This window comes from Streptomyces canus 299MFChir4.1, from assembly GCF_000383615.1.
Lineage (GTDB): Bacteria > Actinomycetota > Actinomycetes > Streptomycetales > Streptomycetaceae > Streptomyces > Streptomyces canus_C.
Window position 1 is genome coordinate 850,150 of the sequence record NZ_KB911582.1, and the last position, 22,619, is coordinate 872,768.

The following is a 22,619-nucleotide window of genomic DNA, read 5'->3' on the forward strand; positions in this document are numbered from 1 at the left end:
GCCGGCAGCAGAAGAGAGGCAGAGCAGGGCGGGCGGCGGTGCCTGCCGCCGCCCGACCCGTGCGCGGGGTCAGTCCCTGACGGTGTTGGCGATCTGATCCTGGCTGGCCATGGTACCGGCCCAGATCTGGATGTCGGTGATGGATCCGGGCAAGTAGTGGCCCCAGGCGGAGTTCACGAACCCTTTGCCGACCGCGAAGTCACCGGATCCCACCACGGCCGTGTAGGCGGTGTCGGCACCGTTCTGATTGAGGCCCAGATAGAGGCTGACCGTGCCAGACTGTGCGTCGTACACCCCGGTCATTCCCACCGGACTGCCGAACGTGGCTGCCGCGTTGGACGTGACGCCAGTAAAACTGCCATCGACGTTGAGGCGGCCGAAGTGCCAGAAGCCGACCGGAATCGTCTTGTCCGTCTCTGGGTCGGTGTCGGTGCTCTTCAGCTCGTACCAGAAACCCCAGGCGGAGCCGTCGGCGCTGCTCTGTCCGATTACCTGCGCGGTGTAGCCGATGCCCTTGGCAACCAGCGCATCAGCGTCCAGCTGGACGGCGGTGGTGGCGGTGAATGAGCCGGTCTCATCCACCAGCGGCCCGGAGGCCGTGGCCGCGCTGTCCGGGCCGTTGACGACGATCCCTTCACCGTCCAACTTGGCACCACCGGAAAGCGTGAGCGAGCGGCCGTAGCCGGAGTCGCTGTCCGTGAGGGTGGTGCCGCTGTGATCAGCCGGGTTCCAGGATGCCACCAGCTCGGCACCCGCATAGCCGTTGGAGTTCATCAGCCGTGCGTCCGTGGAAATCAGGTCATCGGTGAGCTTGACCTGCCAGGCCCGGACCTCGTCGATCTGCCCGCCGAAGTAGTCGGTGGGAGTTCCAGCCGAGTAGAGGGTCCTGCCGATCAGGAAGCTTCCGTTGGCGGCCGCGGGCTGCCCGCTGTCCAGGACGACCGGGGCTCCCTGGGGCTTGCCGTTGACGTACAGCTGGATGGTCCTGGCCTTCGAGTCGTACACGCCGCCCAGGTGGGTCCACACACCGAAGGGGACCGAGGTCTGGTCGGCGTAGGAGCGGACAATGTGGGAAGTGCCAGCGGAGTCCCGCCAGTGCCAGTTGAAGATCCAGCCCTTGTAGGAGGTGGAGTAGTAGATCGAGAAGCCCGACGCGGTGGCGTCGCTGCTCACCTGCGAGACAACGGCGTAGTTGTGGGCCGGGGCCGAGGCGATGCGGGCCCACGCCGAAACCGTGTACGAGGCCCGGGTCTCCAATACCGCGCCGGAGGTCGCCGCGTAGCCGGCGGAGCCGTCGAGGGTGAGCCCGGTGTCGGTCACCGAGGTTTCGAGGTCGTTGCCGGTGGCGTCCTTGGTGATGACGCCACGTCGGCCGCGTCCGTCACGGGAGGCGCCAGAGGCGGAGAGGGCGGCGTTGTCCTGGTTGGCCGTCACCGTGGTTGAGGAGTCGACGGCAACGCCGCTGGGCTCATCGAAATGCCATTGCCCGACCGGACCTGGGCCCTCATCGACCACGAAATCGATAGCGTTCTGGGCACCCCAGCCGATGGTGTCCTTGGCACGTACGAAGATGGTGTACGTGCCCGGCGCCGATGGAGTGATGACCTTGGTCACGGTCGATCCGGGGATCGGGGCCGACCAGGAGACGTCAGTGGACAACTTGTACATGTAGGCGGTGTTCTTGTCCCCCGAGTACGGAGTGAACGTGAAGGACGCATCGACGCCCGGTCCGCCGCCCGGCGCGCAGGCGTTGGCCGTGCAACGGGAGTACGGGGTGGCCACCGCGATACCGGGGGCCTTCGGACGAGTTGAATCGACCTTGAAGTAACACCAGTCGTCTGTAGCGGCGTTGGACGGCGAGGACAGATGGCTGTTGTAGCTGTTGTAGTACGAGCGGGTCCAGGTCCGATAGCGGTACAGCGTGCCGTCCGTCAGCGTCGGAGGGTCCGCAAACAGTTGTGTGTTGTCAGCGGCGTGGCCGCTGGTGGGCCCGTTCCATCTCATCGACAGCCTGCGACCAGGAATTGTTGCTGGCGGTGTACTTGTCGAGGTCGAACGCCGCGCGCAGCAGCGCGTCCTTCTCGCCCCCCTTGGCCGTCTGCACGGTCGCGGTCAACCGGGGATTGGGGGACGAGACGATCAACGGATCACTCTGGTCGGTCTCGCACTGGGTGCCGTCGCCCGTGACCAAGCCGATCGCGGTGGGCTTGGCGGGAATACCGACGAAGTCCACATCCAGGGTCGCGTCGTCGTCGAACCGCTTCCAGCCGTTGGGGTCGGACTCGTCGTGCGCCTTCAGCATCAGAGTGAGACGGGAGATGTCACCGGCCGCGAACTTCTTCACCGTCGAGGTGAGGTTCTCGTTAGGCTCGGTTGAGCTGTCGTTGAACTCGATCGCCTTGTCCGGCTGACTCGGGTCACAGGCAGAGCCCCGGCCCGCCGAGACGTACCGGTCGACCATCAGGTCCCAGTTCGCCGTCGGCCCCGGCCATTTGGTGGACGCCGAGATGTTCCCGGTGCGCACCAGGTCCACCCAGGACGGGACGCAGGACATCGAGAAGCGCTCAGTGATCCGGAAGGTAACATCCAACACCTGCTTGCCCGCCAACTGACTCGGCGAGAACTCGAAATACATCCGGTTCCTGTAACCCGAACCGCAGTAGTAGGCGTAGCCGCCAGTCACATAGGTGTCGCAGTACCCGACGCCCTTGCCGTCGTCGCCGCCCGAGAAGTTGTAGAAGGTGTCCCCGTCGGAGGACAGCAACGTGCGCTCCGACTCGCCCCACGACACATCCGGGTCGATGTACAGCGGGTACACGGTGTCCGCACCGGTCAGCAGACCCGCATCGGGTACCACCGTGACCGCCTCCGTACCGGCCGACACAGGCAGCCTCACAGAGACGTCGCCATCGCCCGGGCCCTCCGTGGGGTCTGCCGACTGTTCGCCGGACTCGTCTTCGTCCGACGTTGACATGTCGTTCGCCGAGGCGAGGCTGAACGAAGCCCGCGACGTGCTCGCCGGTGATGTACCCGACGAGGGGGTGGCCGCGTCCCCTGCAGAATCCCACATCTGCGCGGACGGGGCGCGGAAGACCGTGTTGCCGTTGGCGTCCACCGCGGAAAGGTTTCCGCCCTCGTCGCGAACGGTCAGACCCTTGGTCTTCAGAGAGAAGTCGAGTTTTTTCAACGCCGGGTTGGCGGCCGCCGTCCCGTTCTTGACGACCAGCACCTGCCGGACGCCCTCAGCCGTGGCCGTCATCCGCAAGTCCACACCCGGCAACACGTCCACATACAGGGCGGACGCCCCGTCCAGCACCGGCTTCGGAAGCGTCCCAGGCCATCCCAAGGACAACGATGTCCCGTTGTCGGCCAGCGTCATCAAATCGGCGCCACCGCCACCGTCAGACAGGGCAATACCCAGGACTGCAGCCTTTGGTCCAATCGAACCGTCCGCTCGCCGCACAAGCGTCGCGTCCGGCACCGCCCACGAACCGTCACCGAGCCTGGCCCGGACCGGAACCGCCGACTGCACCAGCTTGAAAGTCAGACCGTCGGGGTTGGCGTACGTCGTCGAGTACTCAGTGCGCTGGCCCACCACCTCGACCCGCTCACCGGACTCGGCCGCCTGCGCCGAAGCGGCCTGAGCCTCCAACGTCGCATCCGCGCGAGCTTCCGGCGCGGGCACTCCCAGGACAGGAAGCCCTGCCAGCAACGCCGTCACCGCCGCGCCGGCAAAGAACCGCCTTCCGCCATGCCCTCTACGTTCCGGGCAACTGCTCTGCACGCCGACATGACGGCGCGACACACCCCACCCCATAGCCCCCGCCACCCCCCTTAAAAGATCTTTACAAGTTGAAGATCTAAGTTCACCGATTGCAGCAAGTCAACACTTTTGAGTGACAACTCGGCAGGCGCATGTCAGATGTGCGATCGAGTCGGGGTCTCAAACGCACGAAGGTCCACAGGTCAGGATATGGATGCCTGGCCACGGTGCCGGGGCGTTGCCGTCAAGCAATCAACCAGCGCGCTAGGGACGCAATTACCCCCGCCGCGCCACGAATCCCGCCACCCGCTCCTCCAGTCGTCTCCGGCATTCCGGCCACTCCCGGACCGTGACGGAGAAGATCGCCGAGTCGCGCAGCCGTCCCTCCTCCCCGGGCGCCCAGGAGCGGGACCAGTTGCGCAGGACGCCCTCGAAGCGGGCGCCGACGCTCTGGATCGCGGCCCGTGAGCGGGCGTTGCGGGCGTCCGTCTTCAGGTCGACCCGGGAGACGCCCCATGTGTCGAAGGCGTGGCGGAAGAGCAGCAGCTTGGCCTCGGCGTTGATGCCCGTGCCCTGCGCCGAGGCTCCCAGCCAGGTGAATCCGACCTCGACGGCGTCGAGCCGGTCGTCCGAGCGCCAGCACCGCGGCTCCCAGAACGACGTGGCCCCCACCGCCCGACCGGTCGCCACCGACACCTGCGCGTAGGGCGCCAGCCGTCCCGTCGCCGCCCGCGCGAGCTGTGCGTCGACGTAGTCACCGACCTCATGGGCCCTGGGCACCCAGGTGTACGCGTACGTTCCGCGGTGCTCCTCCGCCGCCGCGGCCAGGTCCGCCGTGTGTCCGTGGTCCAGCGGTTCCAGGCGCACCAACGCGCCTGCCAGGACCGGCCCTTCGAGCTGGAAACCCAACGCCCGTTCAACCCCCGATGCCTCTGCCCAGCTCCGCGAACGCCTCGTGGAAACCGGGGAAAGTCTTCCGTACGCACCCGGGGTCGTCGAACGAGATTCCCGGCACCCGGAGGCCGGTGACCGCGAAGGACATCACGATGCGGTGGTCGCCGTACGTCTCGATGCGCGTCTCGGCCGAAGGCGCGGTCCCCGGGTGGATCTCGATCCAGTCCGGGCCCGTGGCCACCCGCACGCCCAGCCGCCGCAGGTTTCGCGCGCAGGCCTCAAGGCGGTCGCACTCCTTCACCCGCGTGTTGGCCACGTCCTCGATGCGGACCGGGCCGGAGGCGAAGGGGGCGATCGCCGCCAGTGTCGGCATGGTGTCGGAGATGTCCCGCATGTTCACTGTCAGGCCGCGCAGTTCGCCGGTGCCCCGGACCGTGGTGGCGTCGGCGCCGACGGACACCTCCGCGCCCATCCGCCGCAGGACGTCCACGAAGCCGAGGTCGCCCTGCAGCGCGCCCGTGCCGAGCCCCGGGACCGTCACCTCGGCGCCCGGGGTCAGCGCCGCCGCCGCGAAGAAGTAGCTCGCCGTGGACGCGTCCGGCTCGATCGCGTAGGTCGTGGCGCGGTAGCCGCCCGGCGGGACCACGAAGACGTCGCCCTCCCTCGCCGCCTCCACGCCGAACGCCCGCATCATCGCGAGGGTGATCTCGACGTACGGCGCCGACACCAGGTCGGTGACGCGGATGCGCAGGCCCCGCCGGGTGAGGGGGCCGAGGAGCAGGAGCGCGGTGAGGTACTGGGAGGACTCGCCCGCGTCCAGCACCACCTCCCCGCCGTCGACGCCCGCCGCCCGCACGGTCAGCGGATGATGCCCCTCCGCCTCCTCGTGCCGCAGGTCCACCCCCAGGTCACGCAGCGCCCGTGACAACGGCAGCAGCGGACGCCGGCGCATCTGGGGCGACGCGTCGAAGCGGTACATGCCGTGGCCGGCCGCGGCCAGGGTGGGCAGGAAGCGGGCGGTGGTCGCGCCGTCACGGCAGTACACGTCGGCCTCGGCGACCGCCGGTCCCTGCGGGCGGCCGTCCACCCGCCAGACGTCCGGCGCACGGCCCACCCGGTAGCCGAGCCGCACCAGGCCCTCGGCGAAGCCTTCCGTGTCGTCCGAGCGCAGGGGGCGCACGAGGGTGGTCACGCCGTCGGCCGCGGCGGCCAGGAACAGGGCGCGGGCGGTGAGGGACTTGGAGCCGGGGAGGGAGAGGGAAAGGGAAAGGGAAGGGGACCGCGGGGCGGGCGTGTCGACGGGCATGCCCCTCATGATCTCCGCAGGACCGCCTCCGACGCCCGGACGTCCACGGTATGGACCCCGTTCAGGCGCGACGCCCGGAGCGTGGCCCCCGCCGCCACCGGTCGTCCGGCAGCGGTGACTTCCGGTCCGTCTGCACCTGGAGTTCGTAGTACGAGTCCGCGGCCGTGCCGTGCCACACCTCGTCGTGCGCCGCGAGCGCCCCGCGCAGGGCCCCGCCCGCCGTCCCGCGGCGTCGGACGTGGCGGGCGAGCAGGGCGAGGAGGGCCATGGTCACGGCGAGACCGGCGAGGACGGTCAGAAGCGGCAGCAACTGGCTCATGCGCCGACCCTACGCCGGAGGCACGATCGGCCCAATGAGCCGACTCATCCGTCCCGTTGGTCCCGGCCGCACCAACTTGGGGAAATCGGGCCCGAGCCGGGAACCTCGCCCCGCCCCCGCTCGTCCAACCCGCAAGCTGCCGGAGAGTCACCGCGGTACGGCGTCGGCCTCGCTGCTGGCTGCGAACGCTGACCACACCCTCTCCTCCGTACTGCGGCCGGCAGCAGGCCGTCATCGGCGCGCCCCCCTCCAACTGCGCCGATGGCGGCCCCTCCCTGGTTACTGTGCGCTCCCTTGACTGGCAGAAACTTCCCGGATATTGGTGACCTCTCGGAAGTTTCCTTCAGCGGATCACCTCCGGAAGGAGCGCACGTGCCCTCCAGACGTACCGTCCTCGCCGCCACGGCAGGCGCCGCCGCCTCGCTCGCCCTCAGCGGGACCGCTCACGCGAACGACCAGAAGCACGACCACAGGCTCCGCTCCCTCATCTCCCGTATGACGCTTGAGGAGAAGGTCGGCCAGCTCTTCGTGATGCGGGTCTACGGCCACTCCGCCACCGCCCCCGACCAGGCCGACATCGACGCCAACCTCAAGGAGATCGGCGTCCGTACGGCCGCCGAGATGATCGCCAGGTACCGGGTGGGCGGGATCATCTACTTCACCTGGGCGCACAACACCCGTGATCCGCACCAGATCGCCGACCTCTCCAACGGCATCCAGCAGGCGTCGCTGCACCAGCCGGGCGGCCTGCCGGTCCTGATCTCCACCGACCAGGAGCACGGGATCGTCTGCCGCGTCGGCGAGCCCGCCACCCTCTTCCCGGGTGCCATGGCCATCGGCGCCGACGGCTCGCGGAAGGACGCCCGCACCCTCGGCCGTATCGCCGGGCAGGAACTCAGGGCGATCGGCATCCGGCAGAACTACTCCCCCGTCGCCGACGTCAACGTCAACCCGGCCAACCCGGTCATCGGCGTCCGTTCCTTCGGCTCCGATCCTCAGGAAGTCGCCGGGCTCGTGGCCGCCGAGGTCGCCGGCTACCAGGGCGCCGGGGTCGCCGCGACCGCCAAGCACTTCCCGGGACACGGGGACACCGCGGTCGACAGCCACTACGGCTTCCCGGTCATCACCCACAGCCGGGAGGTGTGGGAGAAGCTGGACGCCGTCCCGTTCCGGGCCGCGATCCGCGCCGGCATCGACTCGATCATGACCGCGCACATCCAGTTCCCGGCCCTGGACGAGTCGGGCGACCCGGCCACGCTCTCCCACCCGATCCTCACCGGCATCCTGCGCGGCGAACTCGGCTACGACGGGGTCGTGGTCACGGACTCCCTCGGCATGGAGGGGGTCCGCACGAAGTACGGCGACGACCGCGTCCCCGTCCTCGCCCTCAAGGCCGGTGTCGACCAGCTCCTCAACCCGCCCTCCCTGGACGTGGCGTGGAACGCCGTCCTGAAGGCCGTACAGGACGGAGAGCTCACCGAGGCGCGGCTGGACGAGTCGGTCCTGCGGATCCTGCGGCTCAAGGCCCGGCTGCGGCTCTTCGAGGAGCCCTACGTCAGCCACGGCGGCGTCACCCGGACCGTCGGCACCCCGGCCCACCTCGCCGCCGCCGACCGGATCGCCGAGCGCACGACGACCCTGCTGGTCAATGAGCGGCGGCTGCTGCCCCTGTCCCGCCGCACCCACCGCACGCTGCTCGTCGTGGGCGCCGACCCCGCCTCCCCGTCCGGCACGACGGGCCCGCCCACCGGGGTCCTCGCCGCCGCCCTCACCGAGCTGGGCTTCACAGCCACCGCCCTGTCGACCGGTACGGCCCCCTCGGCGGCCGTCGTCGCCCAGGCCGTCGCAGCCGCGCGGCAGGCGGACGCGGTGGTCGTGGGGACGTACAACATCACCGCGGCCCAGAAGACGCTCGTCGAGCAGCTCCTGGCGACCGGGAAGCCGGTGGTGGCCGTCGCGATCCGCAATCCCTACGACGTGGCCCAACTGCCCGCGGTCCCGGCGTACTTGGCAACCTACTCCTGGACCGACGTCGAACTGCGGGCGGTGGCACGGGTGATCGCCGGAAAGGCGGCACCGCACGGGAGGCTGCCGGTGCCGGTGCAGCGGGCGGATGATCCCGCGAAGGTGCTGTACCCGGTCGGGTACGGGCTGTCGTACCGCCGATAGCGCGCGGGACGTAGTTCCCGTACGACTCACAACTCGTACATCACCCCCGAAAGGCGCAAAGGACCCCACATGTCTGGCGTGGCCCCGCCGCGGCGGTCACGCTGGACGCGGGGTAGTCCGGGGGGATTGTGATGCGCGACAGATTTTCTACGGGGGTGGTGTCCGTACTGGCGGTGCTGCTGGCCGCCCTGCTGACGGGGTGTACGCAGTCGGCGGCCGGTGGGGAGAACGACAAGGGGCCCGCCGCCACGGCCGCCGTCTCGCCGTCCGCGGCCCGGGCCTCCGGTTTCGGCGCGGTGTTCCTCGGGGTCGACGAGTGCAGCTCCTTCGGCAAGACCAGCTTCACCGAGGTGCCCTGCTCCGGCGAGCGGGCGGCGGCACGGGTCGTGGCCCGGCACGACGGCACCACGGCCGACGGACCACCCTGCCCGGCCACCACCGACTTCGTGCTGCACATCAGTGAGCAGAGCCAGATCTCCGACGAGGACGGCGACGGGGCGGTGCCGCAGGGCTACGCCTGCATGCGCAACCTCCAGCCGCCGCATCCCGGCGACCCCGGCGGCGGGGGCGGTCCGCGGACCATCGTCGGCGACTGCGTGTACGGCTCGGGAAGCGGGCAGGTCAGAGAGACCGCGTGCGACGGCGGGGGTGCGAGGAAACCGCAGTACAAGGTGGTGAATGCGGTCGGCGCGCGCAGCAGGTGCCCGCTGTCGACGGCCCTGTACGTCCAGCTCGGCGGTCCTCAGCCGGTGGGCTGCGCCCGGCCGTTGTGAGCCCGGCCGGGCGCGCCGCGCGGACTACGGACGCAGGGTGGGCTCGCGCTCCACGTCCCGTACGTCCAGCTTCGTGTCGAACTTCGCGAGCGGCTTCGCCGCGGTGACGGCGGTGGCCGGGACGCCCGCCCAGGCGAGGATCCTGGCCGTCGCGAACGCCTTCTGGTCGGCGACCAGACCGGCGACGTTCGCCCCGTGGTTCATGCCGGGCGCGGTGAACACATAGGCGTCCTTCGCCCCCTTGTCGACGCGGAACCGCTCCGCGCCCCACGGGTCGTTCTGGCCGTAGACGTACAGCATGTGGCGGGCGTTGCCTCGCACCCAGCTGTCCACGTCCCGCATCGCGTACGGCTGGAACTTCGTCGGGATGCTGCGCGGGACGAAGTTGCGCGGCGGCTGGTAGCCGTACCGGATGTACTTCTTCTCGATGTGCGGGAACTTGATCGTCGGAGCGCCGAGCTGGGTCGCTGCCTGGTAGTAGTACGGCGTGTACGTCTCCAGACCCTGGTCGGCGTAGGCGGAGAAGCCGGAGATCGTGTCGATCGAGTTCCAGATCTGGTCGTCGGTCGCGGTCTTCGCGTTCGCCGGGATCAGCTCGTCGTCACCGCAGTTGGCCAGCAGGTTGTACTGCCAGAAGCCCCAGACGTAGTCGAGGACGACGGCCTCGTAGGCCTTGTCGAGGCTGCCGACGGTGGTGAAGGTGAGGCCCTCCGCCGCCGCGTAGTCGGCGTACTTCTTCTCCAGCGGCTCGCGCCGCACCAGGGCCTCGCGCTGCACCGCGTTCAGCCGGTCGCGGCACTCCTTGGTGCCGACCTTCTCGAAGAAGCGGTCGTAGGCCGAGTCCTCGTTGTTCACCACGTCGTTGGGGGCGACGTAGGCGACGACGCCGTCCATGTCCCGCGGGTAGAAGCGCTCGTAGTACGTGGCCGTCATGCCGCCCTTGGAGCCGCCCGTGGAGAGCCAGTTCTTGGTGTAGATCTTCTTCAGCGCCTTGAAGATGCGGTGCTGGTCGCTGGCGGCCTGCCAGATGTCCAGCTTGGTCCAGTCGGCCGGGTCGGGCCGGGAGGGCGTGAAGAAGCGGTACTCCATGGAGACCTGGTTGCCGTCCACGATCTGGGTCGGCTCACTGCGCCGAGGCGTGGTGGAGACGTTGTAGCCGCCGGTGTAGAAGACCGTCGGCCGGCTCACGTCCTTGTGCAGCACGGTGATCCGCTGCTGGAACGTGCCCTTGGACGGGTGCCGGTGGTCGACCGGCTGGGTGTAGTTGAGCACGAAGAAGCGGTAACCGGTGTACGGCTTCTCCTCGATCAGGCTCATCCCCGGGACGGCGAGGAGCTGATCCTTGATGTCGGTGGTGGCACCGGTGCCGTGGGCCTCCGGCTCGGCGGCGGTGGCCGCCCCCGCCGTGCCGACCGTGCCGATGAGCACGACCAGCGTGAGAAGCCATCTGAGCGCCTTGCGCATGCACCCTCCCCTGTGAGTACAGATGTGCGCCGGACGCTAGCGGCGCAAGTGCCGTCCGCACCAGGGGAGATGGCGCCTCGATGGGGAAAACCCTGTGAGAAATCCGTGCGTCAGAGCCGGATCCAGCCGTCCGAGTCGTACCTGCCGCGGCCGACCGCGCCCTTCAACCACACCTTGCGCTGCCCGGCGTGCACGGTGACGGGTCCGGCGCGGTACTTGTACGTGCCTGAGTCCTCGACCGGCCGCAGGCCGTACGCGCGCAGGCTCACCATCATGTGCTGCCGTGCCCCGGGCCGCCGGGGAAGCGTGATCGCGCACACGTAACCGCGCCGCTTGTAGACCTCCACCGTGCCGGTGGAGAACGGGAACGATCTGACCTTGCGTCCCTCGCACGACGTGGCCGCGGCCTGCGCCTGCCCCGGCACGGCGACCCCGAGCATCCCGGCCGCCACCGTCACGGCCAGCCCTGTCGCGAGCCGCCGTATCGCTCCACTCTTCACTGCCGTCCCTCCCGCAGCTCTCTGGGCGTACAGGTGTACGGACGCAGAACGTATGTCGGACGGTTGCACGACCGTCAGCGAGACACCTCGACCGGCTCCCCTACGAACGTCCGCCACAGCTCGGCGTACCGCCCCTCCAGCGCGAGCAGTTCGTCGTGGGTGCCGTCCTCCACCACCCGGCCGTGATCCATGACCACGACCCGGTCGGCGCGGGCCGCCGTGGTGAGGCGGTGGGCGACGACGAGTGTCGTACGGCGGCCCGCCAGGCGGTCGGTGGCCTGGTTGACCTGGGCCTCGGTGGCGAGGTCCAGGGCCGCCGTGGCCTCGTCCAGGAGCAGGATGTCGGGGTCGACCAGCTCGGCGCGGGCCAGTGCGATCAGCTGGCGCTGTCCGGCCGAGAGGTTGCGGCCGCGCTCGGCGACCTCGTGGAGGTAGCCGCCCTCCAGCGTGGCGATCATCTCGTGGGCGCCGACCGCGCGGGCCGCCGCCTCGACCTCGGCGTCGGTGGCGTCCGGGCGGCCGTAGGCGATGGCGTCGCGGACCGTGCCCTGGAAGAGGTACGCCTCCTGGGGGACCACGCCGAGCCGGTGACGGTAGGAGGTCAGGTCCAGGGAGCGCAGGTCGGTGCCGTCGACCGTGACCCGGCCACCCGTCGGGTCGTAGAACCGGGCCACCAGCTTGACCAGGGTGGACTTGCCCGCGCCCGTCTCGCCGACGAAGGCGACCGTCTGGCCGGCGGGGATCTTCAAGTCGATCCCGCCGAGGGCCTCCTCGTCGTCCCCGTACGCGAAGCGCACGTCCTCGAACGCGACTTCGCCGCGCAGCGAGAGGACTTCCAGGGGCTCTTTCGCCGCCTTCGTGGACGTCGGCTCCTGGAGCAGTTCCTGGATGCGGCCCAGGGAGACGGTCGCCTGCTGGTAGCCGTCGAAGACCTGGGAGAGCTGCTGGACCGGGGCGAAGAACAGGTCGATGTAGAGGAGGTAGGCGACCAGGGCGCCGGTCGTCAGGGTCGCCGCGTCCACCCGCCCCGCGCCCGAGATCAGCACGGCCGCGGCGGCCACCGAGGACAGCAGCTGGACGAAGGGGAAGTAGACCGAGATCAGCCACTGGCCCCGGATACGGGCCTGACGGTAGCTGTCACTGCGTTCCGCGAACCGCGCCATTCCGTCCCGCTCCCGGCGGAACGCCTGCACGATCCGCAGCCCCGACACCGACTCCTGGAGGTCGGCGTTGACCACCGAGACGCGCTCGCGGGCGAGTTCGTACGCCTTCACGCTCGCCTTGCGGAAGAAGTACGTGGCGACGATCAGCGGCGGCAGCGTCGCGAAGACGACCAGCGCCAGCTGTACGTCGATCACCAGCAGGGCGACCAGGATGCCGAAGAAGGTGACGACCGAGACGAACGCGGTGACCAGGCCGGTCTGCAGGAAGGTCGAGAGGGCGTCGACGTCCGTCGTCATCCTCGTCATGATCCGGCCGGTCAACTCCCGCTCGTAGTAGTCGAGTCCGAGCCGCTGCAGCTGGGCGAAGATCTTCAGGCGGAGGGAGTAGAGGACCCGTTCGCCGGTGCGGCCGGTCATCCGGGTCTCGCCGATCTGGGCCGCCCACTGGACGAGCACCGAGAGCAGGGCGAGCAGGGTCGCCGTCCAGACCGCCCCGACTGCCATCCGGGAGACGCCGTCGTCGATGCCGTGCCGGATCATCACGGGGAGGAGCAGGCCCATGCCGGCGTCCACGGCTACCAGGCCCAGGCTGATCAGCAGCGGGCGGCCGAAGCCCCGCAGCAGCCGCCGCAGGCCGTAGGACTCCTCGGGCGTGACCGCGCGGGCCTCATCGATGTCGGGGATATCCGTCGCCGGGGGCAACGCGTCGACCTCGGCGAGGAGTTCGGGCGTGGCCGGAGTGCCGGCCAGGGCCAGATCCTTGCGCTCACGGTCGCCGGTCCACAGGCGGGGGGTGACCCCGCGCTCGGCGTCGAACTCGGCGTCCAGTTCGTCGCGTACGGAGGTGTCCTCCTGTACGGCGACCGGCTGGGCGTGGCCCGGGGAGACGCCGCCGAGGCCGTCGGGGTCGGTGAGCAGCCGGCGGTAGAGCGCGGAGCGCTTCTCCAGCTCCTCGTGGGTGCCCACGTCGGCGAGGCGGCCGTGGTCCAGGACGGCGATGCGGTCGGCGAGGTTCAGGGTGGAGCGGCGGTGGGCGATGAGGAGGGTGGTGCGGCCCTCCATGACGTGTTTCAGGGCCTCGTGGATCTCGTGCTCGACCTGGGCGTCCACGGCCGAGGTGGCGTCGTCGAGGACGAGCAGACGGGGGTCGGTGAGGATCGCCCGGGCGAGCGCGACGCGCTGGCGCTGGCCGCCGGAGAGGGTGAGGCCGTGCTCGCCGACCGTGGTGTCGTAGCCGTCGGGGAGCTCGGCGATGAAACGGTCCGCCTGAGCGGCGCGGGCGGCCTTCACGACGTCTTCGAGCGTGGCGTCGGGCCGGCCGTAGGCGATGTTGTTGCGGACCGTGTCCGAGAACAGGAAGGAGTCCTCGGGGACCAGGCCGATCGCGGACCGCAGGGAGTCGAGGGTGAGCTCGCGGACGTCGTGGCCGCCGATGAGGACGGCTCCGTGGGTGACGTCGTAGAAGCGCGGCAGGAGCAGGGAGACCGTGGACTTGCCCGAGCCGGAGGAGCCGACGACCGCGAGGGTCTCGCCGGGGCGGATCTCGAAGGAGAGGCCGTCGAGGACCTTACGGCCGTCCTCGTAGCCGAAGGAGACGTCGTCGAACTCGACGGTGGCCGGAGCGTCGGCGGGGAGCTCCTTGGCGCCGTCCTTCAGGTACGGCTCGGTGTCGATCAGCTCCAGGACGCGCTCGGTGCCGGCGCGGGCCTGCTGGCCGACCGTGAGGACCATCGCGAGCATGCGGACCGGGCCGACGAGCTGGGCGAGGTAGGTGGAGAAGGCGACGAAGGTGCCGAGCGTGATGTGACCGCGGACCGCGAGCCAGCCGCCGAGCGCGAGCATCGCGACCTGGCCGAGGGCGGGGACGGCCTGGAGCGCCGGGGTGTACTTGGAGTTGAAGCGGATCGTGCGCAGGCGGCCCGCGAAGAGCCGGCGGCCGACCTCCCTGAGCTTGCCGGTCTCCTGGTCCTCCTGCCCGAAGCCCTTCACCACGCGTACGCCGCTGACGGCGCCGTCGACCACGCCCGCGACGGCGGCGGCCTGGGCCTGGGCGTACCAGGTGGCGGGGTGCAGCTTGGAGCGGGAGTGCTTGGCGATCCACCACAGGGCCGGGGCGACCGCGAGGGCGACCAGGGTGAGCGGGATCGACAGCCAGGCCATCACGACCAGGGAGATCAGGAAGAGGGCGAAGTTGCCGATCGTCATGGGGAGCATGAAGAGCAGGCCCTGGATCAGCTGGAGGTCGCTGGTCGCCCGGCCGACGACCTGGCCGGTGGACAGCTCGTCCTGGCGCCGGCCGTCGAGGCGGGTGATCGTGCCGAACATCTCCGTGCGCAGGTCGTGCTGGACGTCGAGGGCGAGGCGGCCGCCGTAGTAGCGGCGAACGTAGGTGAAGGCGTAGACGAGGACGGCGGCCACGACGAGGGCTGCCGCCCAGGGGGCCATGTCCCTGGTGTGGTCGCCGACGACGTCGTCGATGATCACCTTGGTGATCAGGGGGACGATCGCCATGACGGCCATGCCGCCGAGGGAGGAGCCCAGGGCCAGGACGACGTCCTTGGGGTAGCGCCAGGCGTACCCGGCCAGTCGTCGTGCCCATCCCCGTTGCGGTGTCACGCGGGTGCCCTCCGGTTCGTCCATTCGTCCTGATCTACCGGAAGGCACCAACGCGGACGGAAGCGGATTTCATCCCTCCGCAACATTTTCGAGGATCAGACCCGCACCCTCAGGTAGTAGAACCGGGTCGTCTGCACCGCGTTCTGGTTGTCGTCGCTCACCAGGAGGACCTGGAGGCGGCCCGTCTCGTGGCCCTTCTCGTGGCCCGTGATCACCATGCCCTCGATGTTGTCGAGGAGGGGGTTCGGCTGGGGCTGCTCGGCCGTGGCGCCCAGGGTGGGGCAGCTCGCGATGTCCGTGAGCAGGGTCTTCCTGATCAGCCGTACGCCGGACTGGCCCGTCAGGTTCTCGATGCCGCTCGTGTCCGTCGCGTGGCGGGGGTCGGCCAGGTACAGGCGGACCGTGTTGCCGACGCCGGAGGTGAAGCCGCGTTCCAGGACGAGGAGGCGGCCGTCGGGGAGGGCCTGGACCTCGGGGACGCCGAGGAAGGCGGCGTCGGTGCGGTAGGCGTACTGGGCGGTGGGCTTGAAGTGGTTGTTCTTGGTCCGGGTCCAGGTCTGGAAGCGGACGGTTCCGGCCGTGTCGCCGGAGAGCGCGTACTCCATGGAGGCGAGCAGGGTACGGCCGCCGTTCATGAGGGTCAGGCCCTCGAAGGTCTGGTTCGCGGTGGCGCGGCCCGCCGGGGTCACCTGGAGCGCGGCCGGGACGGCGAGGCGGTCCAGGATCCTGCCGTCGGCGCTGTAGCGGCGGATCGACGGCTCGGTCTCTGAGGTGATCAGCCGGGTGCCGTCCTTGTCGATCACCAGCCCCTCGGAGTCCAGCGCGGCGCCCTTCTCGTCGGCGAGCGGGACGACCGACTCCGGCGCGAGGGTCCTCGCGTCCAGGCCGAAGAGGGAGGACCGGTCGGAGAGCGCGGCGAGGGAGCCGTCCTTGTCCACGGCGAGCGCGGAGAAGTTGCCGACGAAGGTGCCGTCGTATGTCGTCTTGTCGAGCGCGTCGGAGAAGCGGTCGAGGGAGACGGACGGGGAGCAGGCGTGGCGCACCGGGGCCGAGGCGACGGCGGTCCCCGCCCCTGTCAGGCAGGTCGCCGCCGCCAGGGCCGCGGTGGTGGTCGCGAGTACGGTTCTCAGCTGCATGGGCGTCACCGTAGGGCGGGCCGGTGACGTCGGGAGTACGTGCCGTGAAGCGCCGACGGGCGATCAGGTGGCGAGGGGCCCGTCGTGGCGCGGGTGACCGCACCTCCCCAAGGGGCGCGAGGCCGTATCGATGTGCGGCTCCGCCGCGGAAGCGCGACCAGCCACCACACACCCGCAGCCGCGGTCGCAGTCCACGTCCGGCCCCGCACCCCGGTCGAAGGCCTGTTGCCGCCGCACAGAAGACGGGCAAGGTGGCGAACGGCCCGTCGTGACGCAGGTGACAGCACCTCCCCAGGGGCGCGAGGCTGTATCGATGTGCGGCTCCGCCGCGGAAGCGCGACCAGCCACCACACACCCGCAGCCGCGGTCGCAGTCCACGTCCGGCCCCGCACCCCGGTCGAAGGCCTGTTGCCGCCGCACAGAAGACGGGCAAGGTGGCGAACGGCCCGTCGTGACGCAGGTGACAGCACCTCCCCAGGGGCGCGGGGAACTGCGCAACCACCCACAACACACCCGCAGCCGCCCGACGACCCGCCCCGGCACCCCTGTAGGCGCGCCGCCCAAGCCCAGCGCAGCGGTTCAGCTCGCCGCGAGGTCCCGGTGGATGACCTTGGAGACGCCCTGGATCGTGGTGATGCCGTAGTTCATGGTGCTGTTGCCGTGTGTGAGCACCGTGATCATGTAGTCATGACCGCCGCCCGTGAAGGTGCCGACGCTGTGCACCCGCCAGCCGTGGGTGGAGCGCTGGAGCCAGCCGTTCTTGACGTGCCAGGCGATGCCCGACCCGGCGCCGTACGGCGTGCCCCAGCGCTGCGACGAGATGACCTGGCCCATCAACTTCAGGATGTAGGCACGCGAGTTGTCGCTCAGGACCGTGTTCTTCGCGGTGACCAGCTTGAGCAGCTTCTGCTCGTCGGTGACGGTGATCTGGGTCAGGCCCCAGTAGTTGTTCGCTCCCGGCTTGGTCTGGGTCATGCCGGCCGCGGTGAGGAAGCCCTTGATCTTGGTGAGGCCGAGCTGCCGCCACAGCTTGCTGGTCGCGTCGTTGTCCGACTTGGTGATCATGGCCTTGGCGAGCGTGGTCTCGGTGTTGGTCAGATACCTGTTGTGCTTCTTCGCGTCCCACAGCAGCGTGGCGAGGACCGTCACCTTGACGACGCTCGCCGAGTCGTAGGCGGTCGAGGAGCGCAGAGTGCAGGTGGTCTTGGTCGTACGGTCGTAGAGGCCCATGGCGACGGTGCCGGAGCGGTTGGCGAGGGCGGACGTGATGTCCCGCTTGAGTTTGTCGGCGAGGCCCGCCTTGGCGGACGTACAGCTGACGGCCGGTGCGGTCGCGGCGGCGGCCGGCGCGGCGGCGGCGACGCACGCGGCCAGCGCGCCCGTCGCGATCCATTTCGTGTATCTCGATATCCCCCGTGTCATGCCCTGTTGACTCTCGGGTGCGGGGGAATGGTTGTACGCATGGGGAATGGTTGTGCGAGTCGTTACCTGGCGCGTGGCAATTTCACAGGATGGCGCCAGGTAAGTCACAGCCCTCACCCAAGCTGCCTCCGCACGATGCCCGGGTGACATCTGCCACCGATCCCCACCCCCACACCGAAACCGTGTCCGCCGACTGGCCGCCCCCGGCCCCGCCCACGGCGCCCCCGGACAGGGTCCCGCGCTGGTCGCTGCCCGTACTGCTCGCGATCCTGGTCCTGGCCGGGGTCCTGTACGGCTGGAACCTGAGCGGAAACAGCCTCAACAACTTCTACAGCGCCGCGGTCTACAGCGGTACGCAGAGCTGGAAGGCCTGGTTTTTCGGGTCGCTCGACGCGGGCAACTTCCTCACCGTCGACAAGCCGCCGTTCGCCCTGATGGTCATGGGGCTGTCCTGCCGCGTCTTCGGCTTCGGCACCTGGCAGATGATGCTGCCCGAGATCGCGGCCGGCCTCGGCACGATCTGGATCCTGCACACCTCCGTGAAGCGGGTGTTCGGACACGCGGCGGCCGCGATCGCCGCTCTCGTCCTCGCGCTGACCCCGATCACCGTCGCGATCAACCGGGACAACAACCCCGACACGATCCTGGTGCTGCTCATGGTGGGCGGCGCGGCCCTCGCACTGCGCGCGGTGCGCACCGACAGGCTGCTGCCGCTGATCGGCTCCGCGGTCCTGTTCGGGCTCGCCTTCAACACCAAGATGCTCCAGGGCTACATCGCCCTGCCGGCCGTCTTCGCCGTGTACGTGTACGCCTCGAAGCTCGGCTGGCGCAAGAAGGCCGTCAACCTGGCGCTGGCGGCTGCGGCGTTGGCGGTCTCCAGCTTCTGGTGGGCGACGGCGGTCTCCCTCGTCCCGGCCGACGACCGGCCCTACATCGGCGGTTCGACCGACGGCTCCGCCTGGAACCTGATCATGGGCTACAACGGCCTGGGCCGGGTCCTCGGCGGCGAGGGCAACGGCGGAGGCGGCGGGGGCGGCGGGGGCGGCACCTTCGCCGGCACCGCGGGCATCGGCCGGATGTTCAACGAGGTTCTCGGCGGCCAGATCTCCTGGCTGATCCCCTTCGCCTTCCTGGCGCTCGTCGCCGGCCTGCTGCTGTGCGGCCGCGCCCCGCGCACCGACCTGACCCGGGCCGCGCTCGTCCTGTGGGGCGGCTGGCTGGTGCTGCACTACCTGACCTTCGCGATGGCCGAGGGCACCATGCACCCGTACTACACGACCGCGCTCGCCCCCGGCATCGCGGCGCTGACCGGCGTGGGCGGCGTCATGCTGTGGCGCGCCTTCCGGAGCGGTGACGTCCGCTGGTCCTGGGTGCTGCCGGCCGGGCTCGCGGTCACCGGCATCTGGGCGATCGTGCTGCTGCGCCGGGCCACCGGCTGGAACACCTGGCTGTGGCCGGTCGTCGGCGTCCTCATGGTCCTCGCGATCGTGGGCCTGTCCGTCTTCCGTACGGCGGCCTCGGGGACGAGGCTCCGGCTGCTCGGGGTGTCGGTCGCCGCGGCGCTGGTGGCGGCCCTCGCGGGCCCGACGGCGTACGCCGCCTCGCCTGCCTTCTCCGCCACCACCGGCGGGATGGGCGGCACCAACCCGACGGCGGGTCCGTCGACCGGGGGTGGCATAGGCGGTCCCGGGGGCGGCCGAGGTGGCTTCGGCGGCGGTGGCCCCGGCGGCGAGCTGCCGGGCGGCACCCGACAGGGCAGCGGCCAGGCGGGCGGGGAACTCCCCGGCGGCAACGGTGGCGGCAACGGCCAGATGCAGCCGGGTGGCGGCACCGGTGAACTCCCGCAGGGCGGCGGCGTACCCGGCGGCGGCACGGCTCCCGGCGGGACGGGCTCCGGCACCGGCACCGGCGCCGCGAGGGGCGGCCCCGGCGGTGGCGGCGGCATGGGCGGCAGCGTCGACAGCGCGCTGGTCTCGTACCTGGAGAAGCACCAGGACGGCGCCAAGTGGCTGCTCGCGGTGTCCAATTCACAGAGCGCCGGCCAGCTGATCCTCAGCACCCACAAGCCCGTCATCTCCATGTGGGGCTTCACCGGCACCGACCGGGCGATGACCCTGACCCGGCTCAAGGAGCTGGTGAAGAAGGGCGAGTTGCACTACATCCAGCTCGGCGGCGGTGGCATGGGCGGCAACAGCAGCCTCAACCAGGAGATCACCAGCTGGGTGCAGAAGAACGGCACGGTGGTGAAGGCGAGCGACTACACCACGGGCAGCTCTTCTTCGCAGAGCAGCCAGTCGAACAGCACCTCGACGATCTACCGACTGGACCGTTCCTAATCAGTGAGCAGGAGTGAGTCTTGGACCCATATCTGGTCACTGCGGATACCCCGAACGGTGTTGGATGTCCTGGTCGCCCGCTTTCGCTCCGTGTCCGGTGACACGAATCGTGTCCGTGGTCCGGGGATACGGGGGCGGGGTTCCTCACGCCTGCGGGTGTCCGGTCGGGCCTGGACGGTCCGATGCCCACGACGATCACTCTGGTCGTCGTGGGGCGGTGTCGTCCGTCGCCGGATCGGATGTCCGAGGGCGCGTCGCCCGATCGCGATGCTTGCTGCATCGTGCCGGGAAATCGTACGAGTCGGGTTGGTCAGCGGTTTCTGCCAGTGCTGCGCGCCCCAGCGGCTGGTGTAGGCGGGGTCCACCGCCACGACGGCAACGTCCTGCTCGGCGGCCATCGACGCCAGCCGGGCTCTGAGCTTCGCGGTGGGGAAGCGGGAGATGAGGCGGCGGAAACGCTTGTTTCGGCCGTGCTTCTCGCGGCTGGTGCCCTCGGTGAAGTCGAGGTCCTCGATCGCGATCGCGGCGACCCCGCAGCGCCGGGCATGGTGCAGCAGCCGGGACAGGGCGTGCCGGATCTGCGCGTCCCGATGCTCCGCGGTGCCGGTGAGGTCGTAGAAGAAGCGCTGCGGCTCGCCGACCGGGTTGCCGTGCACATCCAACTGCCAGGCGGCGAGGTGGTCGTCGTTCATGTCCACCCCCACCACCCCCCGCGCCAGCGCCGCCTCCAACGGCAGGACCGGGGCGGCGGCGCGCTGCCAGGACGCGGTCACATACCAGCGGCCGCGTGCCGGGTCGTGGTGGATGCGGTAGGCCACCGCCCGGTTGACGGTGACCCGATCCAGCCACTCCTGACCCCGGTGCTTGAACACCACCGGCGCGTCGAGGACGTAGCGGCCGTGCGGCGCGTTCGCCAGATGCGCCAGCGGAGCGGGGAGCTTGAGGGAGACCTGTCCACTGGCGGTGACGCGGATCGTCTCGTTGCCGAAGCGTTTGCCGGACTCCCCGTCGGCGGCCAGGAACATCCGCTCTGCGCGCCAGCGCTCCCGCCACGCCTGCTCGTCCAGGCCGGCCGCCTCAAGGTGGTGACGGGTGTTCGCGAGGCGTTTGCCACCACGCACCACCCGCACCCGGCCCGCCGCCCAGTCCGCCTCCACCACCGCCAGCCGGGCCTTCAGCGTCTGCAGGCGGGGGGACTTGGCATGCCACTCGCCCCGCGAGGCATACCCGCGCACCAGCCCCGCGCGCTTGTCGGCCTTGGCACCCAAGGGCCGGGCCAGCCGCGCCCCGATGGACGCGATCTGCCCCCGCAGCCACGCCATGTGGGCAGCCTGCCCACGCCGGGCCAGCGCCCACTGATCATGCGTGGCCTTGGTGATACTGCCCGCCCACCGAGCCGACGACCTCCCCGTCAACTCCCGCTTGCGCACCGCCCACCCCGCGGCATCATGAGCCCGCCCCTGCCGGGACCGCTCCGCGAGATCACCTGCCGCCAGCGAACCCAAGTAGACACCGACCTCGGTGAGAACCGCCGCGTCCGCATCCGACACCCGAAGCCGGTCCCGGATCGCCACCCCGGCCGGGCCGGGCACCACGAACAACGCCGCGACCTCCCGCAGTGCGCCCACTCGTACACCCCGCCCTCTGCCGAAGATCCTCGTCCACGGCAGTCAACGAGCAGCATCCGCAAAGGTCACCCATTCGACCTGCGAACCCCCGTTCCCTCCCGAAAGCGCAGGCAGCACACCCCCGTCGGCAGACCCTCCTGGCGCGCAGATGAACCACCGCATCCAGTACAGGCACTCACCCACGATCACCAGAAGTCACTTCTGCTGAGTGCAGCAGCAACAGTTCCCGACCCCCCGGACGTGCGCTGACCACCACACCGGCTGTCCGCCCTACGACGATGTCCCGCGCCCTTCCGGAAAGGGCGCGGGGCATCGTCGTACGCCCGACCGGTGCCGGTGAAGAGCCACCGGCGTCCCGTACAACCCTCGGGCCCCACCAGAAGTCTCCTGATCGCCAACCGTCCGTGTCCTGGAGGACAACACCAGGCAAACACGGACGGTCCGCACCCCATCGACGCGGATGCCGTCCAGGCGTCCCCCGCATGCCGCAGGAGAATCCCGCATGCACCAGAAGCACCACCGGCACCTCAGACTCGCCCTCGCGACGGCCGCCGCTGCCGCGCTGACGGGCGGTCTGCTCACGGTCTCGGCGACGACGGCCACCGCCGCGGACTCGTTCAAGGTCGCGAAGGCCGACTTCAACGGCGACGGCATCGGCGACGTCCTGGCCACGGCCGCCACCGCCTCCGTCAGCGGGCACGCCAACGCCGGCCAGGTCGTCGCCCTCTACGGCAGCACCGGCTCCGGCGTGACCTCGGCCAAGCGCTCGGTCCTCAGCCAGAACTCCGGTACCGTGCCCGGCAACGCCGAGAGCGGAGACCTGTTCGGCGGCGCGACGGCGTACGCCGACTTCAACGGCGACGGCTACGACGACCTCGCCGTGGCCTCGCCGTACGAGAAGGTCGGCACCGACACCGACGGCGGCGCCCTCGCGATCCTGTGGGGTTCGGCGAGCGGCCTCACCGGCAAGGCGAGCGACGTACCGGACCCGGCCGTCTCCGCGCACGACAACTGGGGCCTGTCCCTGGCCGCCGGCGACTTCGACGGCGACGGCAAGGCCGACCTGGCCGTCGGCAACTCCTCCGCCACCCTCTACGTCTACAAGGGCGGCTTCAGCAGTTCCACCGGCC

15 protein-coding genes are annotated in these 22,619 nt (G+C 70.1%); 4 read left to right on the forward strand and 11 right to left on the reverse strand.

What is annotated here, in order from left to right:
• Positions 1-69: 69 nt before the first annotated feature.
• From H293_RS61310 to H293_RS0103800, 5 genes are all read right to left on the reverse strand, one after another.
• Complete coding sequence (locus H293_RS61310) at positions 70-2,004, reverse strand: LamG-like jellyroll fold domain-containing protein (RefSeq protein ID WP_310591865.1); 1,935 nt, start codon at positions 2,002-2,004, stop codon at positions 70-72.
• Entirely contained in the window at positions 1,967-3,805 is a 1,839-nt protein-coding gene (locus H293_RS61315; RefSeq protein WP_310591866.1) for a hypothetical protein, read from the reverse strand. Before H293_RS61315 ends, H293_RS61310 begins: the two co-directional genes overlap by 38 nt.
• A gap of 234 nt (positions 3,806-4,039) precedes the next feature.
• The gene (locus H293_RS0103790; protein ID WP_020116549.1) at positions 4,040-4,672 is read right to left on the reverse strand and encodes a GNAT family N-acetyltransferase; all 633 of its coding nucleotides are present in this window, start codon (positions 4,670-4,672) and stop codon (positions 4,040-4,042) included.
• A 7-nt stretch (positions 4,673-4,679) separates the two neighbouring features.
• On the reverse strand, positions 4,680-5,963 hold the full coding sequence (gene aroA, locus H293_RS0103795) for a 3-phosphoshikimate 1-carboxyvinyltransferase (protein ID WP_020116550.1): 1,284 nt from the start codon (positions 5,961-5,963) through the stop codon (positions 4,680-4,682).
• A 61-nt stretch (positions 5,964-6,024) separates the two neighbouring features.
• Positions 6,025-6,282, reverse strand: a complete 258-nt coding sequence (locus tag H293_RS0103800) for a hypothetical protein (protein WP_028807526.1) — start codon at positions 6,280-6,282, stop codon at positions 6,025-6,027.
• Positions 6,283-6,654: 372 nt separating this feature from the next.
• Here H293_RS0103800 and H293_RS0103805 point away from each other — a divergent pair, with 372 nt between their 5' ends.
• Together H293_RS0103805 and H293_RS0103810 are read left to right on the forward strand one after the other, a co-directional pair.
• Entirely contained in the window at positions 6,655-8,451 is a 1,797-nt protein-coding gene (locus H293_RS0103805) for a glycoside hydrolase family 3 protein (RefSeq protein WP_020116552.1), read from the forward strand.
• 131 nt (positions 8,452-8,582) lie between these two features.
• Positions 8,583-9,224 carry a hypothetical protein gene (locus tag H293_RS0103810; RefSeq protein ID WP_033415138.1) on the forward strand — a complete coding sequence of 214 codons (642 nt, stop codon included), beginning with the start codon at positions 8,583-8,585 and terminating at the stop codon, positions 9,222-9,224.
• 24 nt (positions 9,225-9,248) lie between these two features.
• Here the strand turns inward: H293_RS0103810 and H293_RS0103815 are convergent, their stop codons facing one another.
• From H293_RS0103815 to H293_RS0103835, 5 genes are all read right to left on the reverse strand, one after another.
• Positions 9,249-10,688 (reverse strand): S28 family serine protease, encoded by a 1,440-nt coding sequence (locus H293_RS0103815; protein WP_020116554.1) that lies wholly within the window; start codon positions 10,686-10,688, stop codon positions 9,249-9,251.
• A gap of 110 nt (positions 10,689-10,798) precedes the next feature.
• Complete coding sequence (locus H293_RS0103820; protein WP_028807527.1) at positions 10,799-11,188, reverse strand: hypothetical protein; 390 nt, start codon at positions 11,186-11,188, stop codon at positions 10,799-10,801.
• A gap of 74 nt (positions 11,189-11,262) precedes the next feature.
• On the reverse strand, positions 11,263-14,991 hold the full coding sequence (locus H293_RS0103825; RefSeq protein WP_020116556.1) for an ABC transporter ATP-binding protein: 3,729 nt from the start codon (positions 14,989-14,991) through the stop codon (positions 11,263-11,265).
• A gap of 71 nt (positions 14,992-15,062) precedes the next feature.
• Positions 15,063-16,103 carry an esterase-like activity of phytase family protein gene (locus H293_RS0103830; RefSeq protein WP_020116557.1) on the reverse strand — a complete coding sequence of 347 codons (1,041 nt, stop codon included), beginning with the start codon at positions 16,101-16,103 and terminating at the stop codon, positions 15,063-15,065.
• 579 nt (positions 16,104-16,682) lie between these two features.
• Positions 16,683-17,525 (reverse strand): serine hydrolase, encoded by an 843-nt coding sequence (locus H293_RS0103835; RefSeq protein ID WP_020116558.1) that lies wholly within the window; start codon positions 17,523-17,525, stop codon positions 16,683-16,685.
• A 143-nt stretch (positions 17,526-17,668) separates the two neighbouring features.
• Between H293_RS0103835 and H293_RS0103840 the strand changes: the two genes are divergently transcribed.
• The gene (locus tag H293_RS0103840) at positions 17,669-19,861 is read left to right on the forward strand and encodes a mannosyltransferase YkcB-related protein (protein WP_020116559.1); all 2,193 of its coding nucleotides are present in this window, start codon (positions 17,669-17,671) and stop codon (positions 19,859-19,861) included.
• Here the strand turns inward: H293_RS0103840 and H293_RS0103845 are convergent.
• Entirely contained in the window at positions 19,858-21,489 is a 1,632-nt protein-coding gene (locus H293_RS0103845; protein ID WP_020116560.1) for an IS200/IS605 family element transposase accessory protein TnpB, read from the reverse strand. The two genes, H293_RS0103840 and H293_RS0103845, sit on opposite strands and share 4 nt — an antisense overlap.
• 502 nt (positions 21,490-21,991) lie before the next feature.
• Here H293_RS0103845 and H293_RS0103850 point away from each other — a divergent pair.
• Positions 21,992-22,619: FG-GAP repeat domain-containing protein (locus tag H293_RS0103850; RefSeq protein ID WP_020116561.1), on the forward strand; the 628-nt coding region annotated here is incomplete at its 3' end.

Excerpts from the sequence above, each read along its gene's own strand:
- H293_RS0103835 (WP_020116558.1), bottom strand. The coding sequence starts at position 17,525 with ATGACACGGGGGATATCGAGATACACGAAATGGATCGCGACGGGCGCG.
- H293_RS0103800 (WP_028807526.1), bottom strand. The coding sequence starts at position 6,282 with ATGAGCCAGTTGCTGCCGCTTCTGACCGTCCTCGCCGGTCTCGCCGTG.
- H293_RS0103815 (WP_020116554.1), bottom strand. The coding sequence starts at position 10,688 with ATGCGCAAGGCGCTCAGATGGCTTCTCACGCTGGTCGTGCTCATCGGC.
- H293_RS0103825 (WP_020116556.1), bottom strand. The coding sequence starts at position 14,991 with ATGGACGAACCGGAGGGCACCCGCGTGACACCGCAACGGGGATGGGCA.
- H293_RS0103830 (WP_020116557.1), bottom strand. The coding sequence starts at position 16,103 with ATGCAGCTGAGAACCGTACTCGCGACCACCACCGCGGCCCTGGCGGCG.
- H293_RS0103810 (WP_033415138.1), top strand. The coding sequence starts at position 8,583 with ATGCGCGACAGATTTTCTACGGGGGTGGTGTCCGTACTGGCGGTGCTG.
- aroA (WP_020116550.1), bottom strand. The coding sequence starts at position 5,963 with ATGCCCGTCGACACGCCCGCCCCGCGGTCCCCTTCCCTTTCCCTTTCC.
- H293_RS61310 (WP_310591865.1), bottom strand. The coding sequence starts at position 2,004 with ATGAGATGGAACGGGCCCACCAGCGGCCACGCCGCTGACAACACACAA.